The organism is Streptomyces sp. NK15101 (assembly GCF_020400725.1).
GTDB lineage: Bacteria > Actinomycetota > Actinomycetes > Streptomycetales > Streptomycetaceae > Streptomyces.
Window position 1 is genome coordinate 60,914 of record NZ_JAINVG010000017.1, and the last position, 24,453, is coordinate 85,366.

A 24,453-nucleotide genomic window follows, 5' to 3' on the forward strand; every position below is an offset into this window, starting at 1 on the left:
AGGTCCCGTCCGGCCGACGTCCGGCCCGTCACGGGTGGTCCGGCAGGGAGAAGGTGTCCAGGAGGATGCCGAAGGTCAGAACGGTGAGCAGCAGGTCGTCGCCGTAGTGCGGATGGATCTCGAAACCGTCGCGGGTGTAGCGGGCACGGAGCCGCTCCACCGCCGCCGGGTCGAAGTAGCCCTGCCGCCTGATCCGCGCGGGCGAGAGCATGTCATTGATCCACTCGACGCCGGCGCGCAGCAGTGCCGGGCTGCCGGGCGCGCGGAAGCCGAACTTCTCGCGGTCGACGATCTCCGGGGGCACCAGCCCCTGGGCCGCCTGCCGCACGACGTACTTCTCGCCGCCCCGCGGATGCACCTTGAGATGGGCCGGTACCCGGGTGGCGAACTCCACCACCGCACGGTCCAGGAACGGATAGCGGGCCTCCACGGAGTGGGCCATCGCCATCCGGTCGCCGTGGTCGGAGAGCAGATGGTCGGAGAGCCGCAGCCGGAAGTCCAGGTACGAGCGCTGCGCCAGCGGATCGCGGCCGGCCAGCCGGTCGTGGTCCACGGGCGCCTCGCGCAGGCAGTCCACCTCGGCGAACGCGTCGCGCACCGACGCCGAGTACAGGGCGAGCTTGGCCTCGCGCCAGGCGTGGTAAGGGCGCTCGTAGAACAGCCCGGCATCCCCCCACAGCCGGCGCCGGACGTCGTCCTCCAGGGCGTCGGCGAGCGGGTCGGCGGAGCGTCCGGCACCGCGGCCGAGCCGGTCGAAGCGGTAGCCGACGTAGCCGCCGAAGAGTTCGTCGGCGCCCTCACCGGTGAGGATCACCGTGGTGCCGCTCGCCCGGACCTGCCGGGCCAGCGCGAGGGAGCACGTGTTGTAGGTCTCCTTCACCGGGGTCTCGGCGTGCCGCACCATCCGTTCGAGTCCCTCGACGATGTCGTCCGTGGTGAACGGGATCTCGTGGTGGCGGGACCCGGCCTTCTGCGCCATCAGGCGCTGATAGCCGGACTCGTCGATCTCGGCCTCGGGGAAGGTGACGGAGAACGAGTCGGCCGGCGGCGCTAGTTCGCCGACGAGCCCGGCGATCAGCGAGGAGTCGAGCCCGCCGCTGAGGTAGAAGCCGACCGGCACGTCGGCGTTCAGCCGCAGCCGCACCGCCTCGGTCAACAGTTCCCGCAGCCGCTCCGGGTAGTAGGCGTCCGGGTGCTCCTGGGGCTCGCCGGCCGGCGGCAGGTCGAGGTCCCAGTACCGCACCTCGCGCACGCCGCCGTCCTCGACGAGAAGGTAGTGACCGGGGCGCACGGCGCTGACGCCCTGGAACATGGTGCGGGGGCTGACCAGGCCGGGAAAGGTCAGGACCTGGTCGAGGCCGGTGAGGTCCACCGCCCGGCCGACGCCCGGGTGGGCCAGGACGGCCTTTGCCTCGGAGCCGAAGACGAACTGGTCGGGCGTCGTCGCGTAGTGCAGGGGCAGGATGCCGACATGGTCGCGGGCGAGGAACAGGCGGCGCCGCGTGCGGTCGTACAGCGCGAAGGCGAACTGGCCGTTGAGCCGATGCAGCAGCGCCGTGCCCTCCTCCTCGTAGAGGTGGACGAGGACTTCGACGTCGCAGTCGGACGCGAAGCGATGGCCCTTGGCGACCAGTTCGGCGCGCAGTTCACGGTGGTTGAAGATCTCACCGTTGCACACCATGACGACGGAGCCGTCCTCGCTGGACATCGGCTGCGAACCGCCGGCGAGGTCGTTGATGCTCAGGCGCCGGAAGCCGAGACCGACACCCTCCTGGAGGTACGCGCCGACCGAGTCGGGTCCCCGGTGCAGCAGGGTCGCCGTCATACGGTCCAGCACCCGGGCGTCTACTCCCGCGCCGCCCTGCAGGACCATGGCGCCTGCGATGCCGCACATGTGACGGATCCTCCTTCGTCGGGCCTGGGCGCCCCACGAAACCAGCGGCCGGGCCGGGGCCACAAGCGAATCCGGGCCGTGCCCGGTCCTTGAGCAATCTGGAAGAACGCCAGGCCACGGGGGAAGCGCACGGCGGGAGAAGACATCCCGAGCGGTCCTCGGCCACGCTGGTGGCGGCCCCTCGGCGGCCCGGCCCGAGGCGTCGGGCGGCCGCCCCTTCCACGGAGGAGAGACGTGACCGAGCCGGACAGCCCCGCCTTCGCGGCAGCCACCATCACCGCGGACGACCCCCGCTACCCGAGCATGGTGCTCGGCACCAACCACCGGTTCGTCGGGCGGCCGGACTACGTGCGGGTGGTGACCACGACCGGGCAGGTGGTGGCCGCGGTGGCCGAAGCCGTGGCGGCCGGCAAGCGGATCTCCGTCCGCAGCGGCGGACACGGCTTCGAGGACCTCGCCACCGACGGCGTCGAGATCCTCCTCGACATGTCCGAGATGACCGACGTCCGGTACGACGCCGAGCGGCGCGCCTTCGCCATCGACGCGGGCGCGACCCTCGGCCATGTCTACCGCGTGCTGTTCAAGGGCTGGGGCGTGACCATCCCGGCCGGCGAGTGCCCCGAGGTGGGGGTCGGCGGGCACATCGTCGGCGGCGGCTACGGGCCGCTCTCCCGCAGCCTCGGCGCCGTCGTCGACTACCTGTACGCGGTGGAGGTCGTCGTCGTCGACGAGGACGGCACCGCCCGCGCGATCGTCGCGACCCGCGAGGAGGGCGACCCGCACCGCGAGCTGTGGTGGGCGCACACGGGCGGCGGCGGCGGCACCTTCGGCGTCGTGACCCGCTACTGGATGAGGGCGCCCGACGCCCGCTCCGACGACCCGCGCGAGCTGCTGCCGAAGGCACCCGGCGCCTGGCGCAGCGGCATGGCGGTGTGGTCCTGGGAGACGATGACCCCGGAGGCGTTCGCCACCCTCCAGGCGAACTTCGGCTCCTGGTTCGAGCGCAACAGCGACCCCGACTCGCCGTACGCGGCGCTGGCAGGCTACTTCCACGGCACCCACCGATCCGGCTTCGGACTGACCGTCGGCGCCCACATGGACGATGCCACCCCGGACGCCGAGAAGCTGATGACCTCGTTCTTCGAGGAGGTCACGGCGGGTGTGGACGTCGAGCCGCTGTTCGTCTCCCAGCAGGTCAGGCCCTGGCTGTACATGTCGTCGTACCCCGGCTGGGGCGACCCGGGCGACCCCTTCACCCGGCGCATCAAGATCAAGGCCGCCTATCTGCGGAAGGGCTACGCGAAGGAGCAGACGGACGTCCTGTACCGCCATCTGACGACCGGTGAGGCGAGCCCCGTTCAGCTCATCCTCATCGGCTACGGCGGCAGGGTGAACGCCGTCGCCCCGGACGCCACCGCCGCCGCCCAGCGCGACTCGGTCCTCAAGGCCGCCTACATGGCCGTGTGGGCCTCCCCGGAGGAGGACGACACCAACATCCGGCTGGTGCGCGAGATGTACCGCGACGTGTACGCGCGGACCGGCGGCGTGCCCGTGCCGGACGACGCCAACGACGGCAGCTACGTGAACTATGCCGACACCGACCTCGCCGACCCCGAGTGGAACACCTCCGGAGTGCCGTGGCACACCCTGTACTTCAAGGACAACTACCCGCGGCTCCAGCAGGCGAAGAAGACCTACGACCCGCGTGACGTCTTCCACCACGCGCTCTCCGTCCGGCTGCCCGACTGACGGCCCGCCGCACGCACCGGTGCCCGGTCCCCGCTCGTCGGCGGGGCCGGGCACCGGCCTTCGTACGGGTCGGGGCCCGCCCCGACCCGTACGGGAGACGTCAGGCGTCCGCGACAGCGGGCAGTACGCGCTCGCCGATCAGCTCGATGCGGCCCACCTGGTCCTTGCCCTCCAGGATGCCGATCACCCGGGTGACGCCGGCCCGGGCGATCTGGCGCAGCGTCCCGGCCAGCTCGTCGGCGGCGGCCTCGTCCGCAGGCGTGAACGGCATGATGCAGGTCTTCTCGATCGAGTCGAAGTCGCGGCCCTCGACCTCGCAGTGACGGCGCAGCACCTCCAGCTTGTCGCCCAGGTCCGGGCCCGGGTACAGGTTGCAGGCGTCCGCGTGGCGGGCGACCAGCCGCAGCGTCTTCTTCTCACCGCCGCCTCCGATCACGATCCGCGGCCGGGACAGGTTCTGCGGCACGTTCAGCGGCCGGTCCAGCCGGTAGTGGCGGCCCGTGATCGGCTTCTCGTCGCCGCGCTCCCCGTCCCACATGCTCCGGCAGATCCGGACGGCCTCCTCCAGCCGCTCGAACCGCTCGGCCAGCGGCGGGAAGTCGATGCCGAGACCGCGCGCCTCCTCCTCGTACCAGCCGGCGCCGATGCCGAGGTCGGTGCGGCCGCCGGACAGCACGTTCAGCGTGGTGACCGTCTTCGCCAGCAGGCCCGGGGAACGGAAGTGGACCCCGGCGACCATCGGCATCAGCCGGATGCGGCGGGTGTGCGCGGCGATCGTGGCCAGCGTGGTGAAACACTCCAGCATCGGCTGCTCGGGGCCGCCCATGTGGGGGCCCTGCCAGACGTGATCCGCGACCCCGATGACGTCGAATCCGGCGTCGTCGGCGGTGCGGGCCATCGTCGCGAGCGTGTCCGCCATGCGCTCCGCTCCGCCGTCCCAGGCGTAGTCCGCGAATGCGAGGCCGAGTTTCAAGGCAGTCTCCCAACAGGCTCGATGACGGGGGTGGGGGTGTGGACCCGCGGCGGGGCCGTCGGGCTCGGCAACCGCAGAATAGGTCGGACGGGGCAGCCCGCCCTTCTTCGAACGTGCGGGGTTCGTACCCTCGGAAAGGCACGAACGGCCTGGTGGAAGAGGGCAATCATCGAGATGCGGGCCGTGTCGCCACGCGACCAGCCTGAGGGGATGGACCGTATCGAGTCGGCGGACGCGACGACGCCCGCCCCGCCCAGTCACATCAGCGGCAGCCACCCCCTGCCGCTGCTCGACGAGACCATCGGCCGAAACCTGCGGCGGGCCGTCGCCTCCTTCGGCGACCGGGACGCCCTGGTGGACCGGACCGGCAGCGGCCGCCGATGGAGCTACGCCGAGCTCGACGCCCGTACCGACGCGCTCGCCGCCGGCCTGCTGAACTTGGGCGTCGAGCCGGGCGACCGGATAGGGCTGTGGTCGCCCAACAGCGCCGAATGGGTGCTCACCCAGTACGCGGCGGCGAAGATCGGGGCGATCCTGGTCAACATCAACCCGGCGTACCGCTCCTACGAGCTGGAGTACGTCCTCGGCCACGCCGGGGTACGCGTCCTCGTCGCCGCCCGGACCCTGCGCACCACCGACGCCGCCGACATGATCGCCGAGGTCGCACCGCGCTGCCCGTCGCTGCGGCACACCGTCATCATCGGAGGCGAGGAATGGGACGGCCTGCTCGCCGGGCCCGACCCGCGGGCGGTGCGCCGGCTCGCCGAGATCGACGCGGTGCTGCACCCCGACGACGCCATCAACATCCAGTACACGTCGGGGACGACCGGTCTGCCCAAGGGTGCGACGCTGACCCATCGCAACATCCTCAACAACGGTTTCTTCACCGGCGAGCTGCTGGAGTACACCGAGGCCGACCGGGTCTGCCTGCCGGTGCCCTTCTACCACTGCTTCGGCATGGTGATGGGCACGATCGCGGCCCTCAGCCACGGGGCGTGCGTGGTGATCCCCGGCTCGTTCTTCGAAGCGGCGGAGACCCTCCGGGCAGTCGAGGCGGAACGCTGCACCTCGCTGTACGGCGTCCCGACGATGTTCATCGCCGAGCTCAACCACCCGGACTTCGACGCCTACGACCTCACGTCGCTGCGCACCGGCATCATGTCCGGCACCCCCTGCCCGGTCGAGGTGATGCGGCAGGTCGTCGACCGGATGCACATGTCCCGGGTGACGATCTGTTACGGGATGACGGAGACCTCGCCGGTGGCCTGCCAGACCCGCCCCGACGACTCCCTCGAACGGCGGGTGTCGACCGTCGGCACGGCCGGTCCCCACGTCGAGATCAAGATCGTCGACCCCGAGACCGGGCAGACCGTGCCCCGCGGTCGCCAGGGCGAGTTCTGCACCCGCGGCTACTCCGTGATGCGGGGTTACTGGCGGCAGCCCGACAAGACGGCCGAGTCGATCGACGCAGACGGCTGGATGCACACCGGGGACCTCGCCGTCATGGACGAGGACGGTTACGTGAGCATCACGGGCCGGATCAAGGACATGGTCATCCGGGGCGGCGAGAACATCTACCCGCGCGAGATCGAGGAGTTCCTCCACACCCACCCCGACATCCTCGACGCCCAGGTGGTCGGCGTGCCCGACCCGTATTACGGCGAGGAGCTCATCGCCTGGATCCGGCTGCGCGACGGCGCCCGGCCCATCGACGCCCCCGCGCTCTGGGCGTACTGCGCCGGGCGGCTCGCCCACTTCAAGATCCCGCGCTACGTGGCCGTCGTCGACTCCTTCCCGATGACCGCGAGCGGCAAGGTCCGCAAGGTCGAGCTGCGTGAACAGGCGGCCCTGATGCTCGCCGAACGGCTCGGCCGAGCGGCCTGACCCCGGAGGCGCGCCCAGGGAGGAGGGGGACACCGCACGCGGTGTCCCCCTCCTCCCTTTTCAGCGCGACCGTCCCGCAAGCAGACGCCGGTCCTCAGAAGGCGACGGGAAGCCCCAGGGCGCGGGCGACCAGCATCCGCTGGACCTCGCTCGTGCCCTCGCCGACCTCGAGCACCTTGGCATCGCGGTAGAAACGGGCCACCGGATAGTCGTTGAGACAGCCGTAGCCGCCGAAGATCTGCGTGGCGTCCCGGGCGTTGTCCATCGCCGCGTTCGCGGCGATCAGCTTCGCCATCGACGCCTCCTTCCCGAACGGCTCGCCCCGCAGCATCTTCGTCACCGCCTGGTAGTAGGCGAGCCGGGCGCTGTGGGCCCGTACCTCCATGTCGGCGATCTTGAACTGGACGGCCTGGTTGGCGCCGATGCTCCGGCCGAACGCCATCCGCTCCTTGGCGTGGCGCACGGACTCGTCCACGCAGCCCTGCGCGATGCCCGCGCCCACCGCGGAGATCGCGATCCGGCTCTCGTCGAGCACCGAAAGGAACTGGGCAAGACCGCGGCCCTCCCGCCCGAGCAGGTTTCCGGCCGGCACCCGCACGTCGGTGAAGGACAGCGCATGGGTGTCCGAGGAGTTCCAGCCCGCCTTGGAGTACAGCGGCGCCACCTCGAACCCGGGTGTGCCGGCGGGCACCACGACGGTCGAGGCCTCCTGGCGGCCGTCGGCGCGCACCCCGGTCACGGCCGTGACCGTGACCAGCCGGGTGATGTCCGTACCGGAGTTGGTGATGAACGATTTCGCCCCGTTGATCACCCACTCGTCACCGTCGCGCACAGCGGTCGTGGTGAGCGAGGCGACGTCGGTGCCGCCGCCCGGCTCGGTCAGCCCGAACGCGCTGAGCGCCTCACCCGCGCAGAGCTGCGGCATCCAGCGCTCCTTCTGCTCGGGCGTGCCGAACCGGTAGAGCGGCATGGCGCCCAGCGAGACACCCGCGGACAGGGTGATCGCGACCGAGGTGTCGACACGTGCGAGCTCCTCCAGCGCCAGGCACAGCGCCAGGAAGTCGCGGCCCTGGCCGCCGTACTCCTTCGCGAACGGCAGCCCGAACAGCCCCATGCGGCCCATCTCGGCCACCAGGTCGTAGGGGAACGCGTCCCGCTTGTACAGGTCGCCGATCGCCGGGGCCACGGCGGTGCGCGCGAAGTCCTCCACGGTCTTGCGCAGGACCTCGTACTCCTCGTCGAGCCGGAAGCCGATCACTTCAATCTCCTCGTGTGCTGGCGGGCCGCGCGGGCCGGGAAGGGGGCGGCGCCGGTCAGGCGGGGACGGAGCCGACGAGACCGCCGTCGACGACGAACTCCTGACCGGTGATGTACGCCGCGCGCGGCGACAGCAGGAACAGCACCGTCTCGGCGATGTCCTGCGGGGTGCCGAGGGAGCCGAGGGCGACCTGGCCGCGGAAGAACTCGCGGACCTCCTCGACCGGGGCGACGGCGTCGAACATCTCGGTGCGGATGTGGCCCGGGGTGACCGCGTTGACCCGGATGCCGAGGCCCGCCAGGTCCGGGGCGAGGGTCTGCGGCAGGTTGAGCACGGCCGCCTTGCTGGCCGCGTAGACCGAGCCCGCGCCCATGCCGCGGTGCACCAGCCACGAGGCGTTGAGCACCACCGAGGAGCCTTCGACGAGCAGCGGCAGCGCCTTCTGCACGGTGAAGAAGGAGCCCTTGAAGTTGGTGTCGACGACCTGGTCGAAGTCTTCCTCGGTCACGTCCGCGGTGCGGGCGTTGAGACCGATGCCGGCGTTGGCGAAGACGCCGTGCAGGGCGCCGAAGCGGGCCCGGACCTGCTCGTAGGCCGCCTCCAGCTCTGCCGGGCGGGAGACGTCGACGGTCACGGCGAGCACTCGGTCGCCACCGTCCAGCTCCTTGACGGCCCTTTCCAGGCGGGCGGCGTCGCGGCCTGCGATCACCACGTTCGCGCCCTCGTCGAGCAGGCGGCGGGCGGTGGCGAAGCCGATGCCGCTGCCACCACCGGTGATGAAGTACGTCTTGTCGGCGAAGTCAGTCATACGGCCAGCGTCGGGGCGCCGCACACCACCGCGCATCTCCTCGATTGCGCAGCGCCCCGCCCCGCGGCCGGGCCGCCAGCGGCTCGTGGGAACCGCCCGGACGACAGCAACCTCGAAGATGCCGCACGGTCCTCCCGCCGGGGAGGCTGGACGGGTGGACCCACGCCTGCGCGCCCTGTCGTCGTCGTGGGGCGCACCGACCACGCAGACAGAGCACAGTCAGAAGGAGATCCCCCCATGGCTCAGTTCGCGGTTTTCATCTACGAGGCGGAGATCCCCGGCGGCTGGGAGAACGCTCCGAAGGAGCTCCTCGCGGCCCACGAGGCGTTCCCCGGCAAGGTCGAGGAGCTCGGCGGCAAGATCCTCAACGGTCTCGCCCTGCAGCCGGCCGGCACCGCCAAGAACGTCCGCAAGGGCGAGGTCAACGACGGCCCGTTCGCCGAGGCCCGTGAGTCCCTCGGCGGCGCGTTCGTGCTGGAGGCGGAGAGCCTGGAGCAGGCCCTGGAGATTGCGAAGTTCGTCCCGGTCCACGACGGCGGCGTCGAGATCCGCCCGCTGTTCGACGCGCCGGAGGCCTGATCCGTGGCCGACACCACCGAGCTGACGGCGATCGCCGTCACCCGCGTTCTCGACGCCCCGCGCGCCGAGGTCTACCGCGCGTGGACCGAGCCGGAGCGCTTCGCCCAGTGGTGGGGGCCGCGCGGCTTCACCACCGAGCCTTCCACGGTCGCCCTCGACGTGCGGGTCGGCGGCACCTGGAAGGCCACCATGGCGGCCGAGGGCATCGGTGAGTTCCCGTTCACGGGCGTCTACCGCGAGGTCGTGGCGAACGAGCGCCTGGTGTTCACGCTCGTCGACCCGAACGACGAGAACGTCGCCGAGCGCGCCGAGCGCGGTGAGGCGGAGGAGCTGACCACGGTCACCTTCGAGGACCACGACGGCGGCACGACGCTCTGCTTCCAGCAGGTCGGCCGGCTCGACACGGAGAAGGCCGCAGAGGTCGAGGCGGGCTGGAACAGCTTCCTCGACTGCCTCGCCGACCACCTGGCCGGCGCCTGAACCGACCGTACGAGAAGGGAGCGGTACGGGTCCTCTCGATCCGTACCGCTCCCTTCCGTCGTCTCCGCCTCCCCGTCGTCCGCACCCCGGCCGGCGAGCCGCCGGCCACCGAGGGCCCGGTTCCGGTGCCGCGGCGTTCCGGCGGCAACACCGCAACGTGCAAGATGCAGCCGTGAACCGGCCGCCGGGAGGCTGGCCCCCGTCTCTTCGCTGATCAGGGGGTCGGACCGGTGGCCATCACCACAACCAGGTCCCCCAAGGCCGTCAGCAGCACCCGCAGCACCCAGCGCCGGTTCTTCCCGGAGCTCGAGGGCATGCGTGGGCTCGCGGCCATGGGGGTGCTCTGCACACACGTCGCGTTCAGTTCCGGCATGGTCGGGTTCATGGACAAGGAACCCAACGGGTTCCTCGGCGTCATGCTCCAGCAGCTCCATGTGAGCCTGCCCATCTTCTTCGTGCTCTCCGGCATGCTGCTCTACCGGCCGTTCGCGCTCGCGACCATCGCCGGTACCCGCAAGCCCGAGATCAAGCCCTACTTCTGGCGTCGCGCCCTGCGCACCCTGCCCGCGTACTGGGTGCTGGTCGCCGTCGCCATGCTCACCCTCAACCGCGAGGCCGTGCACGGCCTGTGGCAGGTCCTCCGCCCCGTGCTGCTGCTGCAGGTCTACCAGCTCGACGCCCGCCTCGTCGGCCAGGGCCTGGAGCAGACCTGGACCCTCGCCACCGAGGTCGCCTTCTACGCCGCTCTGCCGCTGCTGGCCTGGGCCCTCGACAAGTTCGCCGGCAAGGCCGCGGATCCGGGCGTGCGCGTCCGCCGCATCCTGTGGGGCCTGAGCCCGCTCGTCGTCATCGGCTTCGCCTACGCCGCGTACACCTTCCTGCCCTCCATGGGCATCTACCCCATTCAGAACGAATGGCCGCCGAAGTGGCTCGGGTTCATCGCCGTCGGCATGGGCCTCGCCGCGCTCTCCGCGGGCGCCGACGTCGCACCCGACCGCGTCCCGGCGTTCTACCGGTTCGTGCAGAACAAGCCGGTGTGGTGCTGGGTCCTCGCGGCCGGCGTCTACCTCCTGGCCTGCGTCCGCCCGATCGGCGAGCCCGGTCACGCCGACTACCCGTCGATGGCCGGCGGCATGACGGAGCACTTCCTCTACACGCTCTTCGGTCTGCTGCTCGTCGCCCCGGTCACCGTGCCGAACCCCTCCCGCGCCATCGTCGCGGCCATGAGCAACCCGGTGATGCGCTTCCTCGGCCGCATCTCCTACGGCCTGTACCTGTGGCACATCGCCATCATCTACTTCTGGCGAGGCGACCTCATGCCGAGGGGAAGCTTCCCCGAGCTGTTCGCCGTCACCCTGGGCGGCTCGATCGTCCTCGCCACCGCCAGCTTCTACCTCGTCGAGAACCCCGCCATGAAGCTGCGCGAGCGCCTCGGCAAGGCCTCGGCCACGCCCAGCGTCGAGACGATCGCCAAGTGAGCTGGCTCCGCACCCTGCGGACCGCTCCTCCGGGAGCGGTCCGCGTCGTGTGCCTGCCGCACGTCGGCGGCTCCGCCCACGCCTTCCACCCGCTGGCCCAGGCCCTCGGCCCGGGCATCGAGGTGCTGGCCGCGCAGTACCCCGGCCGCCACGACCGGCTGGCCGAACCACCGCTGCGCAACCTCGCCCTGATGGCCGGACACATCACGGCCGCGCTCGCCCCGCTCCGGGACGCTCCGCTGGCCCTGCTCGGCCACAGCCTCGGCGCCCTCGTCGCCTACGAGACCGCCGCCCGCCTCCAGGCCACCGGCCCCGCCCCGGTCCACCTCTTCGCCTCGGCCGCGCTCGCGCCCTCGGCGTGCCGCGACTTCGGGGTCCACCTTCGCGACGACGACGCCCTCGTCACCGAACTCGACCGGATCAGCGGCACCACCCACCGCTCGGACGGCGAGGAGACACTGCTGCGCCTGCTGCTGCCGGCGATCCGCGCCGACTTCCAGGCCTTCGAGACCTACCGCGACCCGGGCCACCGGCTGTCGTGCCCCGTGACCGCCGTCGTCGGCGACGCCGACCCGGTCGTCACCCCCGACACGGCCGACGCCTGGGCGGCGACCACCACCGGCCCCTTCGTCCGACGGGTGCTGCCCGGCGGCCACTTCTACCTCACCGAGCCCCCGAACACGGCGGCGCTCGCCCATGCGGTGTCCGGGCAGCTCACGGGCGCCGAACGGCCGCCCGGGAACCCGGCGCCCGCCCGAATCCGAGAAAGGACCCGCACATGAGCCACCCGTCGACGTCCCCGGCGCTCACCGATCTCCTCGACGCCTTCTGCCGCGCAGAGGGCGAGGACCTGCAGGAGGGCTTCGACCGCCTGGCCGCCGCCCTGTGGTCGGCCGACGGCCCGGTGGACGGCGCCGCGGAGCGCGCCGGCACCCTGGTGGCGGCGCTCGACGCCGCCGACGCCCGGCGCACCGGCCACCTCGTCGTCCTCCTCGGCCTGCTTGCCGAGTCCGAGTACCGGGACCACCCGGCCGGTGACGGCCCCGTCCGCACCGCGGTCCGCCGAGGTCTCGACCGCTACCTGGAGCTGCTTGCCGACAGCGGTGCCGGCACGCCCCTGACCCTCGCCCTCGTGTACCTGCTCGCCCACTTCCCGGAGAACCGCGAGCGCATCCTGGCCGCGGCGGCCACCGAGGGACTCGCCCTCGACGAGCACGACCTGACCCGCCTCGAGCGCGCCCTGCGCCCCCTCGACCCCGAGGCCCCCGACCTCGGTCGCTGCTGGCCCTCGCCCGCGGCCTGGAACCTCAATGACGACGAGCGCGGCTTCGACACCGAGTGGATCAAGGCCCTCACGCCCGAGCAGATAGAAGCCAACTGGAACAACGACACCCGCACCGTCCTCGCCTATGCCGGCATGCGGGCCTACTGGGCGGTCCGGCACGGCTCCGTCAACGAGACCTCCTACCCGGCCTCCGCCGCCGCCGGGAACACCGTCGGCGAACTGGGCCCCGACGCGTTCGCCCACCACGCCGACGCCCTGCGCTGCCCGTCGTGCGACGGCCCGCTCGACTACGACGGCGCCGTCCGCTGCGCCCCCTGCGCCACCACCTACCCGCTCGCCCAGGGCCTGCTCGACCTCTCCCGCGGCGCGACCGGCTCGCAGGCGTCCGAGGAGGACGACACCGCCGACCTCCTCCAGAAGCTCGCCGCCATGCCGAGCATGGGCGTCTACTACGAGACCGTGCTGCGCCCCGCCTTCCTGCGGATCGCCGGCCTCAACTGGGACGACGCCGTCACCCCGGCCGACGAGGACGCCTACCTCCGTGACCACACCCGGCCCGTCGACGGTCCCGTGCTCGACCTGTGCGCCGGTGCCGGCCGCTGGACCGCCGTCCTGGAGCAGGCCGTCGGCACCGAGCGACTGATCGCCCAGGACCTCGGCCTGCCCATGCTCACCGCCCTGCGCCGTGCCCTGCCCCAGGTGCCGGCCGTCGTCGCCAGTGCGCTCACCCTGCCGTACGCCGACGCCAGCTTCAGTGCCGTCAACTGCTGGAACGCGCTCCAGGCTTTCCCCGAGCAGGCCGACATCGCCATCGCCGAGATCGGCCGCGTCCTCAAGCCGGGCGGCACTTTCACCCTGCTCACCTTCCGCTGGGCGGACGACCCGGTCGACCGTTACTTCCAGGGGGCGCACTTCTTCCCCAGCCGCCCCGCCGGAATGCTCCTGTTCGACCTGGACGAGATCCGCGGCTGGCTCACCGAAGCCGGCCTGACGGTCCGCGAGCAGTCCGGCACCGGCTCCTTCGTCTTCATCACCGCCGAACGCGCCGCCTAGCCACACCGCCCCGGGCGCCCGGGCCCGCACACCCAGGCCGCGGCCGGCCCGCCCCCCCCGGACGGGTCGGCCGCCCCGTTTCCCGCCGGCCCCGCGAGCCCGTGCTCCCACCGCCCTGCCGTCCCCCGCCCCGACTGATGCCGGAGGAACCACCCATGACCACGGTCGACGAGAACCCCGCGGCCCTCGCGAGGCCCGGCGAGGCGGCCTACGAAGCGGCCACCCGGGTGTTCAACCTGTTCGCCCCCGTCGCTCCCGCCGCCGCCGTCACCGCCCGCACCGTCGAGGAGATCCGCACCGCGATCACCCGCGCCCACGCCGCGGGCCTGGGCGTACGGGTCCACGCGACCGGCCACGCCGCCGCGACCGCCCGTCCCATGGACGAAGCGCTCCTCATCCGTACGGAACTCGACGAGCCCGTCACCGTCGATCCGCACCGCCGCACCGCCCGGATACCCGCCGGCACCCGCTGGGGCGCCGTCGTCGCCGAGGCCGCCCGCCACGGGCTCGCCGCTCCGCACGGCTCCTCGCCGACCGTAGGCGTCGTCGGCTACCTGTTGGGCGGCGGGCTGAGCATGTACGCGCGCCACACCGGCCTCGCCGTCAACAGCGTGCGTGCGATCGAAATCGTCACCGCGGACGGCGATCTCCGCCGCGTCGCCGCCGACGACGACCCCGAACTGTTCTGGGCACTGCGCGCCGGCGGCGGCGGCCTCGGCGTCGTCACCGCCGTCGAGGTGGCCCTCTTCCCCGTGGCCGGCGTGGTCACCGGAGCGGCCTTCTGGTCCGCCGCGCACGCCGCCGAACTGCTGCCGGTCTGGCGGGCGTGGACCGAGCGGGCCCCCCGAGAGGCCACCACCTCGATCCGGGTGATGAACCTGCCGAAGCTCCCCGAGGTCCCCGAGGTCCTCAGCGCCGGACCCGTGCTGTGCCTCGACGGTGTCGTCGTCGCGACCGGCGCGGACGACCTCGGCACCGCCCGCCGCCAGGCCGACGACCTGCTCGCCCCGCTGCGCGCCGTCGCCGACCCGCTGATGGACACCTGGCACGAGGCGGGCCCGACGGCCGTGCCGGAGACCCACATGGATCCGCCGGAGCCCGTACCCGTCCTCGGCGACCACCTGTTGCTCGGCGACATCGGCGACGACGGCGTCGCCGCCTTCCTGCGCGCCACCGTCGACCGGCCGCGCTCCGCCCTCACCGTCGCCGAACTGCGCCAGCTCGGCGGCGCCCTCGCCGAGGCCCCCGACGGCTCCGGCGCACTCGGCCACCTGGACGCGCGCTTCGCCTACTCCGGCGCGGGCGTACCCGGATTCGGCGGCACGGAGGAGGAGATCCTCGCCCACTGCGCCGAGGTCCGCGCCGCCCTGGGCCCCTGGGACACCGGCCGCACCACGCCCACGTTCGTCGCGAGCCTCACCCAGCCCCAAGGCCACCTGACGCCCGAGGCCGTCCTCGCCGCCGACCGGGTCCGCGCCCGCGTCGACCCCGACGGCCTGTTCCGCGGCGACATCGCCCCCGGTTGCTCGGCCGTCTGACGGCACGGCGGACACGACGAAGGGGGCCGGTGGGTGTGACGCCCACCGGCCCCCCTTTCCGTCCGGTACGCCCCTACGAACGGCGTCCGGCGTACGCGGGGGTCTGGCCGCGCCGCGCGGTGCGCTCGATCCACCAGTGCACGAGCAGCAGATTGCCGACCCAGCCGACCCAGCGGGCCGCCTCGGAGACGTACGTGATGTCGACGGCGACCGGCAGGCTGAACAGGCTCATGCCGATCACGAAGCCCCACACCGTCTGGCCCCACACGATCGCGAAGCTGTACAGCATCCAACGGCGGTGTTCGGCGTAGCGGCCCTGGCGGGCCCTCACCCAGCCGACGATCGAGGTGACCGCCCACAGGATCCCCGACATCAGCACGGCCACGCTGCCGGGCTTGAAGGCCACGGGGAACATCGCGAGCGCCAGCAGCGCCGACGGCAGCGCCCCGCCGAACACGTACAGGTGACCGCTCCAGCGGTGCACCGCCGGATGGTTGCGGCGCAGCCACGGCCACAGCTGGAGGACCAGCGTCACCAGCGTCACCGCGCCGGTCATCACATGGCCGACCAGGATCGCGTAGTGCAGCGGGAACTGCAGCGCGATGTGCGTCTTCGTCGGGTCGAAGGTGAGGTACGGCGGCAGCTGGTAGAGCAGGTAGGCGGCCGCGGCGACCGCCAGCGGGATGATGTAGTTGCGTCCGAACCAGCCGCGGCGGGCCGGTGCGGGGCGGTCCGGCGGCCCGGACGGCCGGGGGTCGCGGGCCGACGACAGCGGTCTTTCGACGCTCTGGGTCTGGGTCACGGTGCGCAGCTCCCGTTCGGGGGGAAGGGGGAAGGACGACGGGGCGGTTCAGCGGAGGGAGAGCACGGTGCCCGTCTCGGCGGGCAGCTCGCCGTCGATCAGGGACCGGTAGACGCGGACCAGGGCCTCGGGACCGGTTGCCCGGGTGACCGTGAGCCACTGCGGCGCGCCCGCGACGAAGGCGTCCTCGGCCCGCTGGTAGCGGGCCCGGTACTGCTCCTCGCCCTCCTTCTCGATGAGCCGTTGCTCCTCGGAGGGAGTGAAGAAGATCCACGGCACGGGATCGGTCAGCCCCTCGGGGGGCTCGATCTCGGCGCCGGGGTGGGTGTAGCCGACGAGCAGTGCGTCCTTCAGGGCGGGGCCGAACCGCTCGTACACGGCGAACAGGCGATCGGCCTGCCCGGTGAAGTCGACGAGGACGACGGACTCGGGAACCTCGGCCGTGCCGAGGTCGTCATAGCCGAGGACCGTGTCGTAGTGGCCGAGGCCCCGGACGAAACCGAGGTGGCCGGGGGCCGTCACTCCGACCGTGGTGATGCCCTCGTGACCGGCCAGCAGGGCGGCGAGCCCCACGGCGGTCTTGCTGGAGGCGCTGGTGACGAGAACGGTGGCCGAGGGGTGCTCACGGATCAGGAACTCGGCCAGGTTGAACGAGGCCGGGTACAGCGGCTTGAGCAGCAGCCGGTGGTCGTCGAGCTCGTCGCCGTCCCCGGCCCGCAGATACGCGCGGTACCAGGGGTGCAGGAAGCCCCGCTCGGGCGCGATGTCGTCGAAGCCCCGCTCCGTCGGCTCCGCGGTGAGGGTGACGTGCGTGGACATCGGCAGGAAGCCGAAGTAACGGGTGCCGGCCTTGACGCCGGGGTGGGCCGACTCCTCGACCCGGGCCCAGCCCCAGGTCGGGACCCGGCCATGGCCCTCCGGGCCGGCGAAGGCGTCGAAGAAGGGGAGCTCGGACTCCCCGAGCCGGGCGTAGGTGGCGGTGATCGCCGTCAGCGCGAACTTCTCCGCGGCCAGCCGCACCTCGCCCGGACGCAGCGGGGTGAGGGACGCCTGTCGTACCTCGACCGCCGTGAGATCGTCCCGCTCGACCAGTAGATCCCAGGTGTCCGGATCAGGCACGTCCGCCTCCCATGTTCGTCGCCGCGGCGGCCACGGTTCGGCTCGCCCGGGCCATGGTCGGGGCGGGGTCGGCGGGGCTGCATCTCCTCGTGTGCGGTCATGACGCGAAAACCCCGGGACCGACGTCCCACCGTGAGCGAGGCAACCTCGAAGATGCCCATGGGAAAAGGGACTTGGCAAAGTCGTGGGGACTTGGATCCGGCCAGAACGCACGGGAGAGCGAGCCCCCATGACAGACCGACCGACGAGATCCGGGACCGCCGCCAGGCCCTCCCGGCTTCCCGCGCTGACCGGAATGCGGTTCATCGCCGCAGCCCTGGTCTTCTTCTTCCACGCCAACTTCGAAGGGTTCTTCGCCGACGCCGGCAGCGCCTCCGTCATGAAGTCGCTTTCCTACCAGGGCGGCTGGACCGGGGTCGGCTTCTTCTTCATCCTGAGCGGATTCGTCCTCGCCTGGTCCGCGCGGGCCGACGACACCACGGGGTCCTTCCTCCGCCGCCGGTTGTTCAAGATCTACCCGCTGCACCTGCTGACCTTCGCCGTCGCCGCCGTGCTGCTGGTCACCGTCGCCGGCATGCCCTTCGAGGGCGGCAACGCGCTGCTCCAGCTGTTCCTGCTGCAGTCCTGGTCCCCGGACATCTTCGTCCGCAGCAGCTTCAACGGCGTCGCCTGGTCGCTCTCCTGCGAGCTGCTGTTCTACGCCCTGTTCCCGGTGCTGTGGCGCCTGGTGCGCCGCATCCGCCCGGAGCGCCTGTGGGCCGCGGCCGCCGCCGTCGCGGCCGCCGTGTTCGCCGTGCCGCTGTTCGCCCCGCTGCTGTCGGACCAGTCGCTGATCCCGGTGGTGAACATCAAGGCCTCCGAGATGTGGCTCACCTATCAGTTCCCGGCGACCCGCGTCCTCGACTTCGTCTTCGGCATGATCCTGGCGCGCGTGGTCGCCGAGGGCCGCCGCCTGCCGCTCAACTTCGGCGGCGCGCTGCTGCTCACCCTCGCCGCGTACGTCGTCGCCCCGTTCCTCCCGGCCTCGTACCACCTGACGGCGATCATGCTGGTGCCGCTCGGTCTGCTCATCGCCGCCGCCGCCCAGGGCGACACGCGCGGCAAGCGCAGCTGGCTCTCCGGCCGCGCCATGGTCTGGCTCGGCGAGGTGTCCTTCGCCATGTACATCAGCCACCAGCTCGTTCTCGGCTACGGGCACCGCATCTTCGGCGGCTACACCGTGCTGTGGGGCACCGGGCAGGCGATCGGCCTGATCGCGCTGTTCCTCGCCTCCACCCTGCTGGTGTCCTGGCTGCTGTTCACGCTCGTCGAGCGCCCGGTGATGCGCCGCTTCGGCACCTCCCGCGCCCGCCGCGCCGCCCAGGCGGCCGCCCGCACCGCGCCGCCCGTCGCGGCGTCCCGCCCGGCCCCGTCGGCCGTCCCGGCCGAGGAGCCGCAGCTCTCCCTCCGCTAGGGCGGGAAGCGGTCGGCGGGCGGGCCGCGAGCCGGAACCCCGGCACGCCGCACCGCCCGCCGCCGAAGCCGCCTCAGCCCACCGACGCGGGTTCGGGACGGCTCTCCGCAGCGCCTTCCGCAGGGGTCTCCTCCGCGGAAGGCGCGGTGTCCTGTGTGCCGATCGGCGGCACATGGCGCAGGACGTGGGCGACGAGCACGGCCACCCCGGTGAGAACGACGGCGGTGAGTCCCGCGACCGTGTGCAGGCCGTCGGTGTACGCCTGAGACGCCGAGCCCAGTAGCCGGGCCGCGAGCTCCTCGGGCAGGGCGCGGCTCGCGGACACGGCGCCCGCGATGCCCTCCCGGGCGCTGTCCGCCGCCGCGGCCGACAGGCCGGCGGGAAGGCCGTCGGAGACGCCGTACCGGTAGACGGCGGTGCCGAGGGTGCCGACGACGGCGATGCCCAGGCCGTAGCCGAACTCGTTGCCGGTCTGCGAGAGCGAGGCGGCGGCGCCCGCCTTCTCCGGCGGGACGGACCCGACCACCAGGTTCGTGCCGAGCGACACGAGCGGCCCGCCGCCGAGCCCATTCAGCGTCCAGCCCGCCACCAGCCACGCGGCACCGCCGTCCGGGCCCGCCCGGAGCATCAGGAGGAAACCGCAGACCACCAGGGCGAGGCCGCCCGCGATGAGATAGGCGGGGCGGACCCTGCGGGCCAGCACGGGGGAGACGGTGATGCCCGCGATCGACCCGGCCATGCCGGGCAGCAGCCCCAGGCCCGCGGCGAGCGGCGACATGCCCTCCACCGCCTGGAAATACTGGGTGAGGAACAGCATCGCCGTGCCCGTCAGCATGCTGTAGAAGAGCATGCCCACCAGCGCCGTGCGGAACGGGGCGGCGCCGAACAGACTGAGGTCGAGCAGCGGGTCGGCGAGGGACCGCTGGCGGCGGACGAACAGCACGCCGAGGGCGAGGCCGGCCAGGAGGGCGGCGACGGGCAGCGGGGCCAGGCCCTGACGGGCGGTCTCCTTCAGGCCGTAGATGAAGGGCAGTACGGCGGCGAGGGAGAGGGCCACGCTGGGCAGGTCGAGGCGGCCGGCCTGCGGCGCCTTGTACTCCGGCAGCAGCACCGGGCCGAGGACGAGCAGCAGCACCATCACCGGTACGCCGATGAGGAAGACCGAACCCCACCAGAAGTGGTCGAGCAGCGCGCCACCGGCGATGGGGCCGACGATCGCGCCGATGGAGAAGCTGCCGGCCCAGATGCCGATCGCGGAACCCATCTGCTTGGGGTCGCGGAACATGTTGCTGATCAGGGCCAGCGTGCTCGGGGCGAGGGTGGCGCCGGCGATGCCGAGCAGGGCCCGGGCGGCGATCAGCATTCCGGGTGTCGTGGCGAAGGCGGCCAGCAGGCTGGCGAGTCCGAAGACGGCGGCGCCGATCAGCAGGAGCTTGCGGCGGCCGATGCGGTCGCCGAGGGTGCCCATGGTGACGAGGAAGCCGCCGACCATGAACCCGTACATGTCCATGATCCACAGTTGCTGGGTGCTGCTCGCGCCCAGGTCCGAACTCAGCTGCGGCAGGGCCAGCAGCATCGCGAACACGTCGAAGGACACCAGCAGGGTGGGCAGCGCGAGGATCGCGAGTCCCATCCACTCCCGGCGCCCCGCGCGGGGGACGGTTTCTGAAGTCACGGTCTGTTCCTCTCGGAAGACGGGGGAAGGCTCGGACGGATACGGAAAAACGAGGGAGGCCGTGGCGTCCGGCCACGGCCTCCCTGCTGTGTCGTCGCCGTCAGGGGTCAGCCCGCGGCGGCCACGGGCGTCTTCTGCTCGGCGGCCTGCTCCGCGCCCGGCCCGGCGCTCTGCCCGGCCGACGGGGAGTCCGCCCCGTCCTCCTCCTGCCCGCCGCCCTGCGGGGCGCCGAACGGGGGAACGTGCCGCAGCAGGGTGAGGACGGTGAGGGCGATGATGCTCATCAGGACGATGCCCGTCGCGCCGACGGCGTTGACCCCGTCGGTGAACGCGCCACGCGCGGCGGACAGCAGCGCGTCTCCCGCCTCGCCGGACAGGCGCCCGGCCTCCGACACCGCACCCGCGAGGCTTTCCCTGACCGTGCCGACGGCACCGGCCGGCAGACCGGACGGCACCGCGTCGGCGATCTCGTCGCGGTAGACGGCCATGCCGAGGGAGCCGACCACGGCGATGCCGAGGCCCGCCCCGAACTCGTTGCTGGTCTGCGAGAGCGACGCCGCCGAACCGGCCTTCTCCGGCGGGGCCGAGCCGACGACCAGGTTGGTGCCGAGCGCCACGAGCGGGCCGCCGCCCAGGCTCGCCAGGGCGAAACCGGCGATCAGCAGTGCCGGGCTGGAGTCCGCGTCCGCCAGGAAGTACAGCAGGTAGCCGACGAGCGACAGCACCAGACCACCCGCGATGAGGTGCGCGGGCCGCACGGTGCGCGCCAGAGCGGGCGCGAAGGACATGCCCGCGATGGACACCACCAGACCCGGCACCAGCGCCAGGCCGGCCTGCAGCGGCGTCAGCTCGGCGACCAGCTGGAAGAACTGACCGAGGAACAGCAGGCTCGCACCGCCCGTCATGCTGAACGCCAGCAGGCTGACGAGGGCACCACTGAGCGCCTTGCTGGAGAACAGACTGAGGTCGAGCAGCGGGTCGACGAGGGCGCGCTGACGACGCAGGAAGAAGAAGCCGAGGGCGAGGCCGGCCAGGAGGGCGGCGACGGGCAGCGGGGCCAGGCCCTGACGGGCGGTCTCCTTCAGGCCGTAGATGAAGGGCAGTACGGCGGCGAGGGAGAGGGCCACGCTGGGCAGGTCGAGGCGGCCGGCCTGCGGCGCCTTGTACTCCGGCAGCAGCACCGGGCCGAGGACGAGCAGCAGCACCATCACCGGTACGCCGATGAGGAAGACCGAACCCCACCAGAAGTGGTCGAGCAGCGCGCCACCGGCGATGGGGCCGACGATCGCGCCGATGGAGAAGCTGCCGGCCCAGATGCCGATCGCGGAACCCATCTGCTTGGGGTCGCGGAACATGTTGCTGATCAGGGCCAGCGTGCTCGGGGCGAGGGTGGCGCCGGCGATGCCGAGCAGGGCCCGGGCGGCGATCAGCATTCCGGGTGTCGTGGCGAAGGCGGCCAGCAGGCTGGCGAGTCCGAAGACGGCGGCGCCGATCAGCAGGAGCTTGCGGCGGCCGATGCGGTCGCCGAGGGTGCCCATGGTGACGAGGAAGCCGCCGACCATGAACCCGTACATGTCCATGATCCACAGTTGCTGGGTGCTGCTCGCGCCCAGGTCCGAACTCAGCTGCGGCAGGGCCAGCAGCAGTACGAACATGTCGAAGGAGACGAGCGTGGCCGGGAGGGCGAGGATCGCGAGTCCCATCCACTCCCGGCGCCCCGCGCGGGGGGCGGCTTCTGAAGTCACGAACCGGTCCTTTCGTCTTCGGGCTGCCGTCGCCCGTTCGTCGTGCGCATGGTGGGGGGAGGCCGAAAGGGGTCAGCGCGCCTGGTCGGCCGGAGGGATGTTGCTGTTCACGCGGAACACGTTGGTCGGGTCGTACGTGCGCTTGACGGCCCGCAGCCGCTCCCAGGTGGCCTCCGGGTACGCCTCGCGGATCCTGGCCTCGGCGTCGTCGGCGAGGAAGTTGACGTACACGCCCGGCACGCCCTTCTGCAGCGCCGCGGTCAGCTCGTCGGCCCAGCGGGTGTGCAGTTCCGCCTCGACCGGGTCGGTGTACATGGCGGCGACGTTCACCAGGATCCGGCGGTCGCGGTGCGCGAACGCGGTGGCGTCCGCGGGCACGCGGGCCATGGCGCCGCCGAGCACACGGATCTGCACGGCCGGCATGGCCGCCGAGGAGGCCGCCACCCGCTCCAGGACCAGCTTGGCGTCGTCGAGACCGAACGTGTCGGTGAGCAGGCTGCGAGCGGCGGCGACCGGGTGGAACCCCTCCTCCTCCGGCGGGTAGACCCCCGGGTAGGGCATCGCCTGCATCATGTCCGCGATCGGCGCCGCGAGGCTCCGGAACGGCGCCAGCGCCTTCTCGGCCTCCTCTCCCTCACCCGCGTACACCAGGATCGCCAGGACGATCGGCGTGCCGTGCAGATGCTCGGGGACGAACGGCATCGGCGGCGACGGCATCACGTTCGCGATGGTGGACAGCTCCTCCGGGGCGGCCTCCGCCGCCTCGACGAAGCCGGCGACGACCTCCGGTGTGGCCGGCAGCAGCAGCAGACCACCCGTGACGGTCGGCAGCTCGTGCAGCCGGAACTTCAGGCGGGTGACCACGCCGAAGTTGCCGCCGCCGCCGCGGATCGCCCAGAACAGCTCGGGCTCGTTGTCGGCGTCGACCCGGCGCAGCGCACCGTCGGCGGTGACGATCTCGGCGGCCAGCAGGTCATCGATGGTGAGTCCGTACTTGCGGACCAGGTAGCCGATGCCGCCGCCGACGGTGATGCCGCCGAGGCCGACGCTGCCGGTGTCGCCGAAGCCGGTGACCAGGCCGTGCTCGGCGGCCGCCAGGGTGTACTCGCCGGCGTTCAGACCGGCACCCGCCCACGCCGTCCGCGCCTCGACGTCGATCTCCAGACCGCGCAGCGAGGAGGTGTCGAGGACCAGGCCGTCGCTGAGGCAGAAGACGCTGTGCCCGCCGCCCTTGACGGTCAGTGCCAGGCCGTTGTCCCGGGCGAACACGACGACCCGAGCGACGTCGTCGGCGTCCGCCGGCTGCACGATCGCGGCAGGGCGCTGGTCCATCCCGCCCAGGTAGACGGTGCGGGCCTGCTCGTAGTCGGCGTCACCGGGCGCGAGGACCCGGCCGCTGACCAGCGCGCGCACCTGCGCCAACGGGACGGCGTCCCGCTCGATGACCGTGGGGGTGTCCACCATGAAAGGTCTCCTCGTGTCGTGCTGCGCCACGGCAGGTCGCACACGTCGGGCCGGAGCGGGCCGCAGGCGTTCCTCGCGTGGTCAGGGATGTCCACGGGCATCCTGGTGGGCCCCTGCACGAGGGCGCATCTTCCATGTTGCTGTCTGTCCGTTCGAACGACGGCCCGCCGGGCGGCGTCCGCCCGGGGCGGCCTCAGCGCGGTCTGCGGGCACAGACCACCACGTAGCCGATCTGGTCCTTGCGCGGTGCGAAGAAGCCGCGGTGCAGCCGGGAGAACTCCGCGATGTCCGCCTCGCCGAACTTGCCGGCGACCTCCTCGCGGCGCGCCATCGCGGCCTGCAGGTACTTGCCCTTCATCCCGAACACCCGTGGGCCGCAGCTCGTGTACTCCTCCACCTCGAATCCCGCCGCGCGCACATGCTCCAGCCACTCGTGCAGGGTCGGCAGCGCGGGCAGCTTCAGCGTGGTCATGAACCGCTCCACGCGCTCCGGTTCGCCGCCCGGGTTCTCCAGGCTGAAGTCGGAGAACGCGATCCGACCGCCTGGACGGAGCACCCGGAACAGCTCCCCGAGCACCGTCGGCAGATCGGGCGCGTTCTGCAGCGACTCCAGGGCCAGCACCGCGTCGAAGGTGCCGTCCTCGAACGGCAGCCGCATGTAGTCGCCGTACCGGAAGTCGGCCATGTCGGTCAGACCCGCCGTGGCCGCCCGCCTGCGCGCGGTGTCGAGCTCGTAGTCGCTCACCGTCACGCCCGTCACCCGCACACCGTGGCGGCGGGCCAGGAACAGGGACGCCTCGCCGGATCCGCAGCCGGCGTCCAGCACGTGCTCCCCGGTCCTCAGCCCCAGTACGTCGGTCACCTTGCGAGTGACCCGGTGGACGGCCTCCGGCAGCGGGGCGTCGTCGTCGCGGTCGTACCAGTACCACATGTGCAACTGACCGCCGCGGAACTCGTCGCCGATGGGCGCCCGCTCGTCGTAGTGCTTTCCGATGTCCGTCGGGTTCGCCGTCATCTCGGCCATGGCCCGTCCTCTCCCCTCACGGCGCCACACGGCCTTCGAGCGGCACGGCTGCCCATCCTCGGACCCGTCCGCCCGGTCCCGCATCTCCCCGCATGCGGGTGTGCCGAAGTCGTCGTGAGCAGGACACGCAGCACGATCGAAGAAGTGACCCGGGGGCGCCCGGTGCCACGATCGGACCGGACTCCCGGACCC

The 24,453-nt window shown here is 72.2% G+C and carries 19 protein-coding genes; 9 read left to right on the plus strand and 10 right to left on the minus strand.

Features of this window, described 5'->3' with window-relative positions:
- Nucleotides 1–28: 28 nt before the first annotated feature.
- The gene (gene asnB, locus K7G60_RS12405) at nt 29–1,894 is read right to left on the minus strand and encodes an asparagine synthase (glutamine-hydrolyzing) (protein ID WP_225800906.1); all 1,866 of its coding nucleotides are present in this window, start codon (nt 1,892–1,894) and stop codon (nt 29–31) included.
- Between the two features lie 234 nt (nt 1,895–2,128).
- Between asnB and K7G60_RS12410 the strand changes: the two genes are divergently transcribed.
- Nucleotides 2,129–3,643, plus strand: a complete 1,515-nt coding sequence (locus tag K7G60_RS12410; RefSeq protein ID WP_225800907.1) for an FAD-binding protein — start codon at nt 2,129–2,131, stop codon at nt 3,641–3,643.
- A 100-nt stretch (nt 3,644–3,743) separates the two neighbouring features.
- Here K7G60_RS12410 and K7G60_RS12415 read toward each other — a convergent pair whose 3' ends face one another.
- Nucleotides 3,744–4,616 (minus strand): LLM class F420-dependent oxidoreductase, encoded by an 873-nt coding sequence (locus K7G60_RS12415; RefSeq protein WP_225800908.1) that lies wholly within the window; start codon nt 4,614–4,616, stop codon nt 3,744–3,746.
- Nucleotides 4,617–4,826: 210 nt separating this feature from the next.
- On the opposite strand from K7G60_RS12415, the gene K7G60_RS12420 reads away from it, so the two are divergent.
- Nucleotides 4,827–6,500 (plus strand): AMP-binding protein, encoded by a 1,674-nt coding sequence (locus K7G60_RS12420; RefSeq protein ID WP_225800909.1) that lies wholly within the window; start codon nt 4,827–4,829, stop codon nt 6,498–6,500.
- A 94-nt stretch (nt 6,501–6,594) separates the two neighbouring features.
- Here K7G60_RS12420 and K7G60_RS12425 read toward each other — a convergent pair whose 3' ends face one another.
- Both K7G60_RS12425 and K7G60_RS12430 read right to left on the minus strand, forming a co-directional pair.
- The gene (locus K7G60_RS12425; protein WP_225800910.1) at nt 6,595–7,758 is read right to left on the minus strand and encodes an acyl-CoA dehydrogenase family protein; all 1,164 of its coding nucleotides are present in this window, start codon (nt 7,756–7,758) and stop codon (nt 6,595–6,597) included.
- A gap of 55 nt (nt 7,759–7,813) precedes the next feature.
- Entirely contained in the window at nt 7,814–8,566 is a 753-nt protein-coding gene (locus K7G60_RS12430; protein WP_225800911.1) for an SDR family NAD(P)-dependent oxidoreductase, read from the minus strand.
- Between the two features lie 237 nt (nt 8,567–8,803).
- On the opposite strand from K7G60_RS12430, the gene K7G60_RS12435 reads away from it, so the two are divergent.
- The 6 genes from K7G60_RS12435 (at nt 8,804) to K7G60_RS12460 (ending at nt 14,979) form a co-directional block, all read left to right on the plus strand.
- On the plus strand, nt 8,804–9,145 hold the full coding sequence (locus K7G60_RS12435; RefSeq protein WP_225800912.1) for a YciI family protein: 342 nt from the start codon (nt 8,804–8,806) through the stop codon (nt 9,143–9,145).
- A 3-nt stretch (nt 9,146–9,148) separates the two neighbouring features.
- On the plus strand, nt 9,149–9,625 hold the full coding sequence (locus K7G60_RS12440) for an SRPBCC domain-containing protein (RefSeq protein WP_225800913.1): 477 nt from the start codon (nt 9,149–9,151) through the stop codon (nt 9,623–9,625).
- Between the two features lie 230 nt (nt 9,626–9,855).
- Complete coding sequence (locus tag K7G60_RS12445; protein WP_225800914.1) at nt 9,856–11,103, plus strand: acyltransferase; 1,248 nt, start codon at nt 9,856–9,858, stop codon at nt 11,101–11,103.
- Complete coding sequence (locus tag K7G60_RS12450) at nt 11,100–11,885, plus strand: thioesterase II family protein (protein ID WP_225800915.1); 786 nt, start codon at nt 11,100–11,102, stop codon at nt 11,883–11,885. Before K7G60_RS12445 ends, K7G60_RS12450 begins: the two co-directional genes overlap by 4 nt.
- Nucleotides 11,882–13,441: a class I SAM-dependent methyltransferase gene (locus K7G60_RS12455; protein ID WP_225800916.1), complete on the plus strand. Its 1,560-nt coding sequence runs from the start codon at nt 11,882–11,884 to the stop codon at nt 13,439–13,441. Before K7G60_RS12450 ends, K7G60_RS12455 begins: the two co-directional genes overlap by 4 nt.
- 155 nt (nt 13,442–13,596) lie before the next feature.
- Nucleotides 13,597–14,979, plus strand: coding sequence for an FAD-binding protein (locus K7G60_RS12460; RefSeq protein ID WP_225800917.1), 1,383 nt, complete (start codon nt 13,597–13,599; stop codon nt 14,977–14,979).
- Between the two features lie 73 nt (nt 14,980–15,052).
- Here the strand turns inward: K7G60_RS12460 and K7G60_RS12465 are convergent, their stop codons facing one another.
- Together K7G60_RS12465 and K7G60_RS12470 are read right to left on the minus strand one after the other, a co-directional pair.
- Nucleotides 15,053–15,781 carry a DUF2306 domain-containing protein gene (locus K7G60_RS12465; RefSeq protein ID WP_225800918.1) on the minus strand — a complete coding sequence of 243 codons (729 nt, stop codon included), beginning with the start codon at nt 15,779–15,781 and terminating at the stop codon, nt 15,053–15,055.
- Between the two features lie 48 nt (nt 15,782–15,829).
- Nucleotides 15,830–16,900, minus strand: a complete 1,071-nt coding sequence (locus tag K7G60_RS12470) for a DUF2855 family protein (protein WP_225800919.1) — start codon at nt 16,898–16,900, stop codon at nt 15,830–15,832.
- Between the two features lie 229 nt (nt 16,901–17,129).
- Here K7G60_RS12470 and K7G60_RS12475 point away from each other — a divergent pair, with 229 nt between their 5' ends.
- Complete coding sequence (locus tag K7G60_RS12475) at nt 17,130–18,353, plus strand: acyltransferase (RefSeq protein WP_225800920.1); 1,224 nt, start codon at nt 17,130–17,132, stop codon at nt 18,351–18,353.
- 73 nt (nt 18,354–18,426) lie between these two features.
- On the opposite strand, the gene K7G60_RS12480 is transcribed toward K7G60_RS12475, so the two are convergent.
- The 4 genes from K7G60_RS12480 to K7G60_RS12495 all read right to left on the minus strand — a co-directional run bounded on the left by K7G60_RS12480 (nt 18,427) and on the right by K7G60_RS12495 (nt 24,261).
- Nucleotides 18,427–19,986, minus strand: coding sequence for an MFS transporter (locus tag K7G60_RS12480; protein ID WP_263985832.1), 1,560 nt, complete (start codon nt 19,984–19,986; stop codon nt 18,427–18,429).
- Nucleotides 19,987–20,135: 149 nt separating this feature from the next.
- Complete coding sequence (locus K7G60_RS12485) at nt 20,136–21,731, minus strand: MFS transporter (RefSeq protein WP_263985833.1); 1,596 nt, start codon at nt 21,729–21,731, stop codon at nt 20,136–20,138.
- A gap of 114 nt (nt 21,732–21,845) precedes the next feature.
- On the minus strand, nt 21,846–23,237 hold the full coding sequence (locus K7G60_RS12490) for an FAD-binding oxidoreductase (protein ID WP_225800923.1): 1,392 nt from the start codon (nt 23,235–23,237) through the stop codon (nt 21,846–21,848).
- A 193-nt stretch (nt 23,238–23,430) separates the two neighbouring features.
- On the minus strand, nt 23,431–24,261 hold the full coding sequence (locus K7G60_RS12495; RefSeq protein WP_225800924.1) for a cyclopropane-fatty-acyl-phospholipid synthase family protein: 831 nt from the start codon (nt 24,259–24,261) through the stop codon (nt 23,431–23,433).
- Nucleotides 24,262–24,453 lie beyond the last annotated feature (192 nt).